This window comes from Chitinophaga sancti (assembly GCF_034424315.1).
Taxonomy (GTDB): domain Bacteria; phylum Bacteroidota; class Bacteroidia; order Chitinophagales; family Chitinophagaceae; genus Chitinophaga; species Chitinophaga sancti.
The window spans coordinates 2,476,327-2,489,496 of the sequence record NZ_CP139972.1 but is presented as its reverse complement, the minus strand read 5'-3'; the positions used below and the strand labels follow the sequence as shown (position 1 = coordinate 2,489,496).

Genomic DNA, 13,170 nt, shown 5'->3' with positions numbered 1-13,170 from the left:
ACTAAAGGATCTTTGTATTGTTATTCACCCAAAAACATACAGTTATGATCCAGGTAAAAACATGGGAACAGGATCCCGGTTTAAATGATCATCCCAGCGGGGGGATGTTAATCAACGTATCTATTCCTGATCCGGAGGTATTGAACCTCCCAATACAAATTGTCCATCCTTCTCCTGCGCCGGTACCAGGCGATTATGCCCCGGGTACAGCAGCATTCCGCTATTGGGCAGGGCTTACTTTTCTTTACAGAGGTATTACATACTGGAAATCGTTGTTACCGGAATTTTCCTGGCAGCAGGATATCGGTGCTGTGTTGCCGGTGAACCTGGAAGCAGGTGAAAATTTCAATGCTTATTATTCACGAGTCGACGGACTTAATTTTTATTACGGCAATGCTGGTCATCAAACAGTGTATGCGGGAGAGAGTGCGGATATTGTTTGTCATGAGCTGGGGCATGCCATCCTGGACATTATCAGGCCTGCACTGTTTGATACGGCTTATTTGGAGGCAGCCGCATTTCATGAATCGTTCGGTGATATGAGTGCTTTATTGAGTGGCTTGCAGGTACAGAGTTTAAGACAAAGTGTATTGCAGGATACATCGGGAATCCTGTATTCTTCTTCCCGGTTATCAAAACTGGCAGAGCAGATGGGATGGGCGATCCGCCAGGTATATCCTGATGCGGTAGAGAAAGATTGTCTTCGGAATGCGGTGAATAAATTCTTCTATCAGAAAACTGATCTGTTACCCGGATCGGGGCCGGCTTCCGTGCTGAGTAAGGAGGCGCATTCTTTTTCAAGGGTATTTACGGCGGCATTTTTTGAAGGGCTGGCGGCTATGTTCAGACTGGGGGATGGTTCTGAGGCGCATTTGCAGGAGGTGAGTATAGCGATGGGTAAGGTGCTGATTGGTGGGATCAGGATTGCGGATGTGGTACCTGCTTTTTTTAGCCAGGTAGCTGCAGGTATGGTGGCGGTGGCTAAGCAGGAATTTGATGGGATTGGGTATGATCAGTGTTTGCGTGGGGCTTTTGTGAAGCATGGTATTCTGGATACGGCAGTGCCGATGCAACCTTTCTTGAAGCATGTGAGTCATTTAATGGCTTTTAATATAATGCCTGCACATGAGCTGTCTACTTTGAGATTGTCTGTAAGTGAGTTTGAATTGGGGGTGGATACCATTCTTGTGCATGCAAATAGCGGAGACAATTTCTTTGCAATGGCGTTTAATGGGGAGGCACCGAAGGCACCTGCTCTCGCGGCGAAGGAGTTTTTGAAACAGATAGTGAGTACAGGGAAGTTAAAGCCGATCTCAGAACAGACGAATATGTTTCCGGTGAAAGAGACTTATACACATGAATTGAGGAAGGAAGGGGAGGACTATATGCTGAAGCGTATCCGTATCGATTGTTTTGGCCATTGATTATTTCATCTATTAATCCCAATTTTTATGTTACGTTATATTTTACTACTGATTGTTTTTGCCAGTGCGCAGGTGTATGCCCAGAAGACGGGTACTGTTTCCTTAGATTTTAAAACTAAGGCTATTAATTTCCCCACAGGAAGTTTTCAAAAAGGAGATGCTATCCAGCTGAGTATTACAAATTATAATGCCAATCTGTATAAGTTGGAAATTGGCGATGTGGATACCGCTGCGGTAGCTCCTCCTAATAATGGAACTTTAATATCCGGTTTGCAGGACGATGGGAATCTGGCTAAACTGGTGGCGAACCTGAGCAGTGCGGTAGTGGCTGCTGCGCCGCTGGCGGTGGCCGGGAATAAAAGTATGTTTGCTGATTTCCCACCCAAAAAGCCAAAGGATGAATTGTCTGTGGAAGATGTACAGCAACTTGAGATTGATACTATCCTCAATATGCAACACGAATTATATAGTTTGAAGCAGGACGCTGAGTGGATATTATATAAATATCGGGAACAGTTTTTGGTGCAAACGGTGCCTGCTGTCAGTTGTGACCTGTCCTTTGATGCTGAGATCAAAGAAATAGCGCATAATATGGATTCGCTCAGGTCTGCATTGCTGGATCTCCGGTATAGATTAGAAGTAAGGACTATCCGGTATGTTCGTAATATTTCAAAGTATGCAGAAAAAATAGAAAAAGATAAGGGCCTGAAAAATAATGATACTCTTATTCGGAAGTATTACGAAGATATCAGTACTTCCGTTATTGCTGCCCAGGAGAATGTTGACCTGGACCATCAGGCTACATTGATATGTAATCTCAGGGTACTGCAACTTACTTCCAGCGGGTGCTATGTATCCCTGCCTATGTACCTGCTGGATGATGTCAAAAAAGTGACGATCTCCATTACCCCAAGGTATGACTCCCTGAACCTTGGCTCTTATAAAACGACTTTTATGTTACCCTGGGTACAGCATAAGGTGTGGGGAATAAGTGCGGGGATCTACACGTCCACTTTATACAACGACGTCTATAGCGGGCAGCAGCAATCAGACTCAACTTTTTCAATTGTGCAGGAAAAGCATTCCGGTAAAATGGAATTTGGCATCAATGCGCTGGCATATACCGGGTGGAATGTGACAGGAGATAAGTCCTGCAATTACCTGGGTATGGCATTCGGTATAGGGATGTCGGTGTCAGAAAAACCTAAGCCAAGAGTGCTGTTGGGCATGTCATTTATTACGGGGGAGAAGAACAGGTTAATGGTTTCCGCGGGTCTGATCGCAGGGTTTGTAAACAGGTTGTCTTCTGCATATAAGGAGAATACGACCTATAGCGGAACCCCCGGCACCTTTGTTAAGGATGGGATTAAACCAGGCGCATTTTTGTCTGTTAATTACAGTTTCTTAAACTAATAGTTATGAAATACTTTTTATTATCGGTACTGTTGTTTTCTGGTGCTGATGTGTTTGCACAGAACGCTGTTGCAAAAGCATCCACATTGTATGATCATACTTCTGCTCATATGGCGGCATGTATATGGGGCGGGTTTTTATTGGTGGGTGGAGTAGGATTGTTATTGTTTTTTACCACTCCTCTTTGCAGGGATCTCAGTTATGATCCGGAAACTAATCTGCCAAGACCCTTGAAGCAACGGAGTTTTAGTTATGCAAAGACGCAGTTATTCTGGTGGACGGTGATTATTTTATCCTGTTTCCTGGGGGTGTATATCTATACCAATGTGTTGGTTGATATTACCGACCAGATGGTCATTCTGCTGGGTGGCGGGTTAATGGTAGGCTTGACCGGTACTATGATCGATCGGTCGCAGATGCAGGCGAATAACCAGGATATGCCCTCGAGGCACCAGGATATTACAGCTTCGCAGGGGTTCCTGTTGGATATTCTTTCGGATGAGAGTGGGGTGAGTATTCATCGGTTTCAGGCAGTGGTGATTAATTTGATCTTTGGGGTTGCTTTTGTAGTGGGGTTTGTAGCGAATTTGAAAGGGAAAGTGGACCCGTTTATAAAATTTGATCCGAACCAGATGGCCTTGTTAGGGGTGAGTGCTGCTGCTTATCTTGGGTTTAAGACGAGTGAGAATGGGAAGGAGACGAAAATAGATCGGCAGGTGGCTGCGGTGCAGGAGGTGAATAGGAAGAAAGAGGAAGAGAATCTGGCGGCTCCGGCCCGACAGACAGTGATGTTTCAGGCAGTGGAGACGCGGTTGAAAAGTAAGGGCATGGTGTAGCAGGGGAATTTTTCACCAATGAGAGATTGAATGCGGAATAAACCTTCCGCAAAACTGTTCGACACTAGTCTCCCATAGTCCGCTAAATGAACCGATCGGGTTATTAAAATTAAAGGCCTTCAGATGAAAAATCTGGAGGCTTTGGTGTTTGGAGGTTTTGTTGGTGATGCTCTATTCTATCTTCAGCTCCCGCACCGTTTCATTCCCAGGTAAATCTACCGCCACTATCACCAGTTTTCCACCTGGTGGTACTGTGCTTACCTTATAAGACCAACTCACGCCATTTCGGCTTAAAAGGGCCTTCCCCCGCTCCAGAATTACACCTTTGGCATCCTCCACTCTTACGTTCACCTCCGCTACCCTGAATTCATTCTTCGCTGTCACAACCACGGTCTCTGATTCGAATTGAATATCCTGGATCTCGGGTGACTGATAAGCATCTCTGACCGCCATATTAAAGGCATTTTGCCCAGGACCGGCCAGGGACTTGTAATACGCCTTTATCTCGGGATCCATAATGACCGCTTTGGCATAAGCTACTGCCACTTTCATCTTGTACCTGGCTTCCAACTGTTTTGTGGTAGGCTTCCCCTTCGAGGGGCCACGCTTTTTAGCGATGATGATCTGTCCATTTCGTTCGTATATCACGAACTCATTGCCGAGTACACCCCGGACTTTATCTAATAGCAGGCTGTCTTTTACTATGGCCATAACAAACAATTTTGAGGTTACAATACAATGTTAGCTTATTCTGGTGAGATATAGTTCATCGTTAACATTAAATGAGTACTAAAATATCATAGTAAGATCACCAGAATATCAATTGGATATTAAGGTACTATTTTAGTGCTCTTTGAATGGTCTTTAAACACCGTTATGTAAGGCTCTTTGTCTTATATCCTGGATTGGTCCTGCCAGAACTGCTTCTTTGGAAAAATGTACCCGAACTGGGTACCGATAAAGTAACGAGGAAGGAGATAGGGGAGAAAAAATAGGTGCACGGGTGTCAGCCCTGCACCTGGAGATCACCTATACAGATGGCATACAAGAGCGGATCAGCCAATTTATTGATTGCTGGAAGGATGGTAAACGCGCCGTCTTGACGGTTGTTCATTGGGTTATTATCTGGAACTCATTTCATAAACAGGTATTTTCAATGGATAATCAATACATACATAGTAATGATAAAATGAGTTCTGTTTATTTCAAGGCAATTAGTCATCACCCATAATACACATCAGGCAAGTTGCTTTCTAAACTCAGAAGGACTCATGCCCTTAAACTTCTTAAATGTCCTGTTTAAATGGCTTTCATCAGTGAAGTTCAGCTCATAGGCAATTTCACTTATCCGCTTATCACTATTCAATAAGCGGGATTCTATCAACCTCATTTTGTAATGGATGATATAGTCCTGCAAGGTCTCACCTGTTTGCTTTTTAAAATACCTACCGAAATAATTAGGAGACATGTTGACGTGCTTACTTATCCTTTCTGACTTCAACATATTGGGTTCATAGATATGTTGTTGAATATAATGTAATATTTCCAGCACGGGTTCGCCGGTATTTTCTTTTATATTTTTGGGTAGTTTCAGTGCAATATTTCTCGCTACTATGGTAATGATCGTACTGATGAGCTGTTCGCTTATCCTGTTGAAATAAATTTGCTGATTCGTATGTTCTGTAATAATATGCTGTACCAGCGAAGCAATCAATGGCTTGTCAAGGTGATTTTTCAGGATGCATCCGGGCCTGTGAGAAGCATTCTGCAATATGTATTCAATGCTATTGTCTGCTATATAATTTTCATTGAAACGGAGAAAGAAAAATAGTGTCGGGTTAACAATATCAAACGAGTAATTATCTACTGGCGTTAATAGGAACAGGTTACCTTTTTTGTAGGAGAATTTATGTTCATTTACAAACTGCAGCCCTGTTCCCTGTACCACATAGATAAGTTCGAAGAAGTTATTTCTGCGTTTGTAAGCAGGGAATTGGCTGAGTTCTTTTATTTCAATTTCAAAGGGTTGATGTAAATTCTGCCTCGTCATTTTTACAAGTTACGCCGAAAAACTGACACAGGCATGCTGCCATCTGGCCGGGGAGACTGCTGCCAGCTCAATTCATCGTCCTTTATATGAAACGTTACTTTACGTTTTGTATTATCCCAGTTAGGGTAGCTGGAGCGATCGGTATTGAATATAATCATCCCGTTTGCTTCATCTATTGAATAGGTTCCAAAATGACAACTGGTACTTAATACTGCATCTTTATATTCTTCAGGAGTACCTTTCAATTTATCTCCGGACAGGAACTTTTGTCTTTCTCCACGGAAAATCTCTACTGCATAATGTCCGTCTGCAGTAAAGATGGCAATGCCCTGCGGGTTTTCGCCATAGTCGGCTACCTGTTTGCCGTCGGGTAATATTTTGTCAGCATGGGTAAGGTGCCAGCTACCCACTAATGGGTTGGATTGTGCAAAGGAAAGGGTGGTCATACAACTAAGTATTATTATGATGATATGTGTTTTCATACCACAATATTAGGAAGGCAGCCTAACCCGGAATAGTACAATTTTACTATAAATCTGTATCCTGGTGCACAATTTAAAAACGCCAACAGAGAGCGGGGTTGCCTTCCTATAACTCCGCTACTGTAATTGATAATAAAGGAAATAGCCTTCCTGCACAGTTTAAAATTTATTAAATTAGAAATCTGAAATGGTAAGTTTAAAATGCAACAATTAGAACCAAATATCCCGATAAAAGACAAAATCAGCCCGGACAGACATATAAAGGCTGAGGCTTTCAGGAAAGATATCAGGAAAACAGAACCGCACAAGCATAAGCAGTATTTTGAGATCATTTATCTTACTAAAGGAACAGGCGTGCATTGGATCGATGGCGTTCGTTATGAGCTCAGGCCACCGGTACTCTATTTTATTACTCAAAACCAGGTACATAATTGGGAACTTGAAAGTGAGCCGGATGGCTATGTGGTTATTATTAAAAAGTCCTTCGTCCTAAGAAGCCTGGATCTCGAGTTGAAGATGCTGCTGCATCAGGCTAGTAATATTACCTGCATCAATATTACTGATAATGCCACTATTCAATGCTTGTTCGGGTTATTGGTGGAAGAAAGTATTATAGGAGCTCAATTCAGCTTTCCCGTTATAGAAGGGTTGCTGAAGGCACTATTAGCTAAAATTCAGCGCATTTCTGACAGTTCGGATAACAGTACTTTGAGAAAAACCAATATGTATGAATCTTTTCTTGAGAAACTACATCAGGGTAATCCGGTTAAAAGTAAAGTAGCCTATTATGCCGGCTTATTAAATACAAGTCCTCAAAATCTTAATGCTGCTTGCCGTAAAGCTGTTGATTTGCCTGCAACGGCTGTTCTATCAGATTTTATCATTAATGAGGCCAAAAGATTGTTGCTATATACTGATAAAACCGTATCTGAAATTTCTTTTTCCCTGAATTTTAATGACCCCTCTCATTTTGTAAAATACTTCAAAAGGTTTGCTGACCAAACCCCTCAGTCTTTCAGGCTAAACTCATCTCAGATGCCATAGCATTTTCAAATATACCATACTCCCGCTTTCCCCTTCTTTACTTTTACGCTGCTTTATATGTTATCATAAACCCGCTTTGCAGCATGAAAGGTTACCAATATTTACGCTTGTTAGCAACCGGCCTGTTGGTGGTCTGTTGTTTATCAACGCAAAAACTTATAGCACAGCGCGCTATTTCGATTAGGGAAGCTCTTTCGCTGGTACAGTCTCAACAACCGCAACTCAATAGCTTTAAGGAGCAGGCTACAGCCGCAGGGCATAATATTTCAATAGCCCGAAATGCCCTTATACCTGATGTGACAGTAGCTTACCAGGCAGGTTTTGCTACTTATAATAATATTACAGGCATGAGCTATCCTGGTTTAATTTTACCCATCAGCGGTCCACCCTCTGCTGGTAATAGCTATGAGCCTGTTCCTGGTTCTGCTTTAACTGCATTGCTAAAATGGAATCCAGTAACTTTTGGACAAAGACAAGCATCCATTGAAAAAGCTACCGCGCAGTTCAAACTGGCAAATAGTTATTATGATGAGGCACTCTTTCGTCAGCAGTATGCTGCAATTGCGGTCTATTTGGATGCTGTGTATCTCCAAAAACTGGTGCAAAGCCATCAGGCCAACATTGACCGTACGGAAACAGGTTTGCAACAATCGCTCGTATATGCAAAAGAAGGACTGCGTCCCGGTATTGATACCACCCAATTTCAGGCTGCACTAGCCCAGGCAAAAACCGATTTGCTGCTCACAGAACGTCAATACTACGCACAGGTTACAGAACTAAGCCGCCTTATCGGGCTGAACGACCAGGCTGATAAAATAACGCTATCAGATACGCTTGTAATTAACAAACTACCTTATATAGCTGATACAGCTATTTCAGTAGCAAGCCATCCCTTTTTCCTGCATCAGCAGGCCAGAAAAGTAGTTTCCGAGGCGGCTTTAAAGGAAATAGAGCGATCATGGCGGCCCAAACTCGATCTATGGGCTAATGCCTATGGTCGGGGCTCAGGTGTTTCGGCAGACGGCACTTTACATAAATCTGATGGCTGGTCACTTACACGCAGTAATTATGGTGTAGGTATACAGGTAAGTTTCCCGATACTTCAATTTTCATTGGTAAACAAGCAAAAGAAACAATTTGCTTCACTGGTGAAAGCGGATGAAGCCCAATTGAGCCAGCTAACTTTAGACTTGCAAAAACAGCAGCAAACTGCACAGTTTAATTATCGTCAGGATGTATTAATAGCCAGGCAGTCAATAATACAAGCACAATCCGCGAATGATGCCTTCACAGGTTTAAAACTAAGTTATGCCTCCGGTCTGATTGACTTTACCCGTTTAATACAAGGGCAATATGATCTGCTTAAAGCGGAAACAGGCAAAGCAGGTGCTTTCCTGCAGACATGGCATGCTTTACTGGATATAGCAGTGACGAATGGCAACCTTGATGAATTTACCAACAAAATGAAATAATGAACGATCCATTATGAAGCTAATTACTGCTGCGTTACGACATCCGGTTACCATCCTGGTGACCATTATGGCGATACTCTTTTTTTCTTACCTGTCAGTACGAAATACTAAAATAGACATTTTTCCCCGCCTGGGATTACCGGTGGTATATGTAGCCCAACCCTATGGTGGCTTGTCTCCCGAGCAAATGGAAGGCTTTATTACGTCTTATTATGAGTATCATTTTTTGTATATCACAGGGGTTAAATACGTAGAATCGAAAAGCATTCAGGGTGCTGCGCTTATTAAATTGGAATTTAATGAAGGTACTGACATGAGCCAGGCAATGGCTGAAGTGGTGGGTTATGTAAACCGTTCCAGGGCATTTATGCCGCCGGGAACAGTGCCGCCTTTCGTTACCCGGTTTGATGCTGGAAGTGTGCCGGTTGGCCAGCTTGTGTTTAGTTCAGATAGCCGGTCACTAAGTGAGATTTCAGACCTGGCATTATTTAAGGTCAGGCCAATGTTCTCTACATTGCCGGGAGTATCAGCGCCACCTCCCTTTGGGGGCAACCAGAAAACAGTGCTGGTTACCATTGACCCCGAAAAGCTAAGAAGCTATAACCTTTCTCCTGATCAGGTGGTACAAACATTAGTTAAATTCAATACTATTTCCCCCTCAGGAAATGTCCGTATCGGGGATACTACTTATATCACGCCTCAGAACAGCGTTATTGAAACATTACAGGATCTACAAAATGCACCACTTCGATTGGAGGCAGGACCCACCGTGTATGTAAAAGATATTGCCAATGTAAGTATGGGCGCTGATGTAACTACCAGTTATGCGCTGATAAATGGGAAACGTTCAGTGTACATACCTGTTACAAAACGTTCAGATGCTTCTACCTGGGACGTGGTTCAAAAAGTTAAGGCAGCGCTACCTGATATGCAGGCGGCTATCCCTTCAGATATAAAAGTTACCTATGAGTTCGATCAGTCCGGCTACGTTATAAATTCCCTGAAAAGTCTTCTTTTTGAAGGCGGACTTGGCGCAATTTTTACTGGCCTGATGGTGTTATTATTTCTTGGAGATCGCAGGAGTGCGCTGATTGTAATTTTAACCATTCCGCTTGCATTACTTACTTCTGCTACCTTATTGTACCTGGCTGGTCAAACGATTAATATAATGACATTGGGTGGTCTGGCATTGTCAGTAGGCATACTGGTAGATGAGGCAACTGTAACCATCGAAAATATACACCGGCATATGGAAGCCGGTAAAGGGAAAGCCCGTGCTATAGCCGATGCTACAAAAGAGATAGCAGGACCGAAGTTGCTTATACTGCTTAGTATTTTGGCGGTATTTGTACCATCCATGTTTATGAGTGGTGTACCCAAAGCTATGTTTATGCCCCTGTCGCTGGCAGTAGGGTTTGCTATGATTGCTTCCTTCCTGTTATCACAGACTTTTGTACCGGTGATAGCCAACTGGTGGTTGAAGTCAAAACCAGCCACCGAAGCTTCGAAACAGGAAAACGATTATTTCAGCCGTATCAGGCAACGCTACATAAATGCCGGTCAGCTTTGGAAAAACAGCTATCGTCGGCTTAGTTGGTTGTTTCTTTTTATTTCGATCGTATTAGTAGCAGTAATATTTGTTTTTACCGGTACGGAATTATTTCCTCAAACTGATAGCGGCCTGGCGCAGGTTCGTTTACGCTTGCCGGTAGGGAGTCGTTTTGAACGGACAGAAGAAGCGACCCATAAACTTTTGTCAATGGCAGACAGTATTGCGGGCAAAGGCAACACAGAAATAAGTTCTGCATTTATTGGAACGCAACCATCCAGCTATCCTGTAAATTACATTTATTTATGGACAGGCGGGCCGCAGGAATCTGTTACCCGAATTAAACTAAAAAGCGGCGTAATCCCGATTGAAACGTTCCGCGAAAAGCTGAGAAAAAGCGTGCAGCAAAATATGCCAGACGTGCGAATCTCTTTTGAACCCGGTGACATGGTAGAACAGGTATTGAATCAGGGTAGTACGAATCCGATTGAAATTTCAGTAGTGAACCGAAACCTGGCTGATGGTAGAAAAACGGCAGAACAAGTGGTACAAAAACTATCTGCTATTCCTGCGCTACGTGATGTACAGATTAGTACCCCGCTTGACTATCCTGCTATCCGGTTAAATATTGACCGGGTTAAAGCCGGCCAGTTAGGTATTAGTAGTGATCAGATAGCAAGGTCTGTAGTAACTGCTACGTCTTCCAGCCGTTTTACAGCACCCAGCTACTGGTTGGATAAGACTACAGGAACTGCTTACCAGGTGCAGGTACAATACCCTGAATACCTGATGAACAGTACCGCAAAATTAGAGGCGATACCTATATCAGGGGGAACCGGTAGTTCACATTATCTCAATGAGGTGGCAAACTGGAAATATACAACTGTGCCGGGAGAATATGACAGGCTGAATCAGCAACGCTATATTACGATCACGGCCAACATACATCAGCAAGATGCGGGAAGCGTATTCAAAAAAGTAAACCAGGTAATTGCAGATATGGGTAAGTTAAGTAACGGATCCAAAATAAAGCTCCGTGGCCAGCCGGAACTCCTGCAGCAAACCTTAACCAGCTTGCAGTTTGGTTTACTGGTGGCTGTAATAGTAATATTTCTGGTAATCGCCGTGTATTTTCAATCCTTTCGTATAGCGTTGGTAACTTTAGCGATTATACCGGCAGTAATAGCTGGTGCCTTACTCTTCCTGTTAATTACGGGCAATTCCCTGAACATACAATCTTATATGGGAACGATTATGGCTGTAGGCGTCGCAATTGCAAATGCAGTGCTATTTATAACAAATGCGGAACATTATAGACAAATTGGAGATAGCGCCTCTTATATGAAGGCTGCTGCCAATCGTTTGCGTCCTATTTTAATGACCAGTGCTGCTATGATTGCAGGCATGATCCCGATGGCATTGGGCTTATCGGAGGGTGGGGATCAAACCTCTCCTTTAGGTATAGCGGTTATTGGCGGACTGCTTTTCTCTGCCTTTAGTGTATTGTTTTTTCTTCCTCATTTATACCAGTTGATAATAGGAAGAAAAGTATACAAAAACATCTCTCTTGACCCGGACGATATAAATAGTGCCAGTTATGACAAGTAACAATAAAAAGAAGAACTTAAATAATATGCGTTTAGTTGTTTTTTTCAGCCTGTCTGTTCTCCTGGCGGCCTGCGGTGGCTCCAAAGAGCAGCAAGCAGGCGATGCCAATACTGCACAGGATACTGTGCCTGTTTTTTTACTGGAGCAGGATACACTTAAAAAAATGGTGGAATTGCCGGCAGAACTTGTGCCGTATGAAAATGCCGAGCTGTTTGCTAAAGTGCAGGGATTTGTTAAAGAAATGAAAGTTGACTTAGGCGATCATGTAAGGAAAGGTCAGCTCCTTGCCATAATTGAAGCACCGGAAATTAATAGCCGTTTCGCTGAGTCAGAAGCAGCTTTACAATCTGCAAAAGCTAAATGGACCGCCGGTAAAGATATTTACGAAAGATTGTATCGTGCCTCGCAGGCGAAAACTCCTGGCATTGTAGCACCTGTTGATTTAGAACGGAGCCGCAGCCAGATGATGGCAGACAGCGCTACCTATGCAGCAGCGGAAAAGCAGTCCCAGGCCTATAAAGCAGTATCAGGATACTTATATATCAAGTCCCCTTTTGATGGTGTGATTACTGCCCGTAAAGCAGATCCTGGTGCCCTGGTAGGAACAAACGCAATGTTGCTCACGGTACAAAATAACCGCATTTTACGTTTACGTGCAGCAGTACCGGAAATGTATATTTCGGCTGCGACCACATCAAAGAATATGGCTTTTAGGGTAGATGCTTATCCTACTCAACAATTTAAGGCAGCCCTTACGCGTAAATCGGAAACAATTGATCCGGTTACCAGGACAGAACTATGGGAATTTCAGGTGGACAATAGCAGCCACGAATTGAAAGCGGGCGGCTTTGCCTATGTTAAAATTGAAATAACCCGTATCCATCCATCTTATATAGTACCTGCATCCGCTATTGCAACCACACAGGAGAAGAAATTTATTATCAGGTTAAGAGATGGGCATCTTGAATGGATAGACGTACGGCAAGGTATCATTAATGACAAAGGAGTAGAGCTCTTTGGTGATTTGCAAAAAGATGATACGCTACTCTTAAAGGCAACCGATGAGCGTAAACCCGGTACCAGCGTTTATGGGAAATTGGTTCAAACTTCATTCCCGGCAGTCCGCTAAATAAGGCGGCTGAGTAAAAGATTATTGGAGCGTCTCTATAGCAATACTAAAACTCATTTCATAATTACCATTTATGTATTGATCATCAATTATAAATACCTATTTATGAAATGAGTTCTAATACTCCTTACAATGAAAAACCTGGAACTGTAAAATAGAACCC

10 protein-coding genes are annotated in these 13,170 nt (G+C 43.0%); 7 read left to right on the top strand and 3 right to left on the bottom strand.

Annotation, left to right across the window (positions count from 1 at the left end; genetic code table 11):
• Positions 1 to 44: 44 nt before the first annotated feature.
• Genes U0033_RS09365 through U0033_RS09355 form a run of 3 tightly spaced genes read left to right on the top strand, consistent with a single transcriptional unit; the run spans position 45 to position 3,673 of the window.
• Complete coding sequence (locus U0033_RS09365; protein WP_072356997.1) at positions 45 to 1,424, top strand: gluzincin family metallopeptidase; 1,380 nt, start codon at positions 45 to 47, stop codon at positions 1,422 to 1,424.
• Positions 1,425 to 1,451: 27 nt separating this feature from the next.
• Complete coding sequence (locus tag U0033_RS09360; RefSeq protein ID WP_072356998.1) at positions 1,452 to 2,837, top strand: hypothetical protein; 1,386 nt, start codon at positions 1,452 to 1,454, stop codon at positions 2,835 to 2,837.
• 5 nt (positions 2,838 to 2,842) lie between these two features.
• Complete coding sequence (locus tag U0033_RS09355) at positions 2,843 to 3,673, top strand: hypothetical protein (RefSeq protein WP_072356999.1); 831 nt, start codon at positions 2,843 to 2,845, stop codon at positions 3,671 to 3,673.
• 171 nt (positions 3,674 to 3,844) lie between these two features.
• On the opposite strand, the gene U0033_RS09350 is transcribed toward U0033_RS09355, so the two are convergent.
• The 3 genes from U0033_RS09350 to U0033_RS09340 all read right to left on the bottom strand — a co-directional run bounded on the left by U0033_RS09350 (position 3,845) and on the right by U0033_RS09340 (position 6,205).
• Complete coding sequence (locus tag U0033_RS09350; protein ID WP_072357000.1) at positions 3,845 to 4,384, bottom strand: hypothetical protein; 540 nt, start codon at positions 4,382 to 4,384, stop codon at positions 3,845 to 3,847.
• Between the two features lie 526 nt (positions 4,385 to 4,910).
• A complete protein-coding gene (locus U0033_RS09345) occupies positions 4,911 to 5,723 on the bottom strand; it encodes an AraC family transcriptional regulator (RefSeq protein ID WP_072357001.1) in 813 nt (270 codons plus the stop codon).
• Between the two features lie 2 nt (positions 5,724 to 5,725).
• Positions 5,726 to 6,205, bottom strand: a complete 480-nt coding sequence (locus tag U0033_RS09340) for a lipocalin-like domain-containing protein (protein WP_072357002.1) — start codon at positions 6,203 to 6,205, stop codon at positions 5,726 to 5,728.
• Positions 6,206 to 6,406: 201 nt separating this feature from the next.
• Here U0033_RS09340 and U0033_RS09335 point away from each other — a divergent pair, with 201 nt between their 5' ends.
• The 4 genes from U0033_RS09335 to U0033_RS09320 all read left to right on the top strand — a co-directional run bounded on the left by U0033_RS09335 (position 6,407) and on the right by U0033_RS09320 (position 13,007).
• Positions 6,407 to 7,249: a helix-turn-helix domain-containing protein gene (locus U0033_RS09335; protein ID WP_072357003.1), complete on the top strand. Its 843-nt coding sequence runs from the start codon at positions 6,407 to 6,409 to the stop codon at positions 7,247 to 7,249.
• Positions 7,250 to 7,332: 83 nt separating this feature from the next.
• The gene (locus tag U0033_RS09330) at positions 7,333 to 8,721 is read left to right on the top strand and encodes a TolC family protein (protein WP_072357004.1); all 1,389 of its coding nucleotides are present in this window, start codon (positions 7,333 to 7,335) and stop codon (positions 8,719 to 8,721) included.
• A 13-nt stretch (positions 8,722 to 8,734) separates the two neighbouring features.
• Positions 8,735 to 11,878, top strand: a complete 3,144-nt coding sequence (locus U0033_RS09325; RefSeq protein ID WP_072357005.1) for an efflux RND transporter permease subunit — start codon at positions 8,735 to 8,737, stop codon at positions 11,876 to 11,878.
• Positions 11,868 to 13,007, top strand: a complete 1,140-nt coding sequence (locus U0033_RS09320; protein WP_072357006.1) for an efflux RND transporter periplasmic adaptor subunit — start codon at positions 11,868 to 11,870, stop codon at positions 13,005 to 13,007. The genes U0033_RS09325 and U0033_RS09320 overlap by 11 nt, the downstream gene beginning before the upstream one ends.
• The last annotated feature ends 163 nt before the right edge of the window (positions 13,008 to 13,170 follow it).

What these genes read in the sequence shown, in the direction of transcription:
- U0033_RS09365 (WP_072356997.1), top strand. Translation starts at nt 45, where the DNA reads ATGATCCAGGTAAAAACATGGGAACAGGATCCCGGTTTAAATGATCAT.
- U0033_RS09360 (WP_072356998.1), top strand. Translation starts at nt 1,452, where the DNA reads ATGTTACGTTATATTTTACTACTGATTGTTTTTGCCAGTGCGCAGGTG.
- U0033_RS09355 (WP_072356999.1), top strand. Translation starts at nt 2,843, where the DNA reads ATGAAATACTTTTTATTATCGGTACTGTTGTTTTCTGGTGCTGATGTG.
- U0033_RS09350 (WP_072357000.1), bottom strand. Translation starts at nt 4,384, where the DNA reads ATGGCCATAGTAAAAGACAGCCTGCTATTAGATAAAGTCCGGGGTGTA.
- U0033_RS09345 (WP_072357001.1), bottom strand. Translation starts at nt 5,723, where the DNA reads ATGACGAGGCAGAATTTACATCAACCCTTTGAAATTGAAATAAAAGAA.
- U0033_RS09340 (WP_072357002.1), bottom strand. Translation starts at nt 6,205, where the DNA reads ATGAAAACACATATCATCATAATAATACTTAGTTGTATGACCACCCTT.
- U0033_RS09335 (WP_072357003.1), top strand. Translation starts at nt 6,407, where the DNA reads ATGCAACAATTAGAACCAAATATCCCGATAAAAGACAAAATCAGCCCG.
- U0033_RS09330 (WP_072357004.1), top strand. Translation starts at nt 7,333, where the DNA reads ATGAAAGGTTACCAATATTTACGCTTGTTAGCAACCGGCCTGTTGGTG.
- U0033_RS09325 (WP_072357005.1), top strand. Translation starts at nt 8,735, where the DNA reads ATGAAGCTAATTACTGCTGCGTTACGACATCCGGTTACCATCCTGGTG.
- U0033_RS09320 (WP_072357006.1), top strand. Translation starts at nt 11,868, where the DNA reads ATGACAAGTAACAATAAAAAGAAGAACTTAAATAATATGCGTTTAGTT.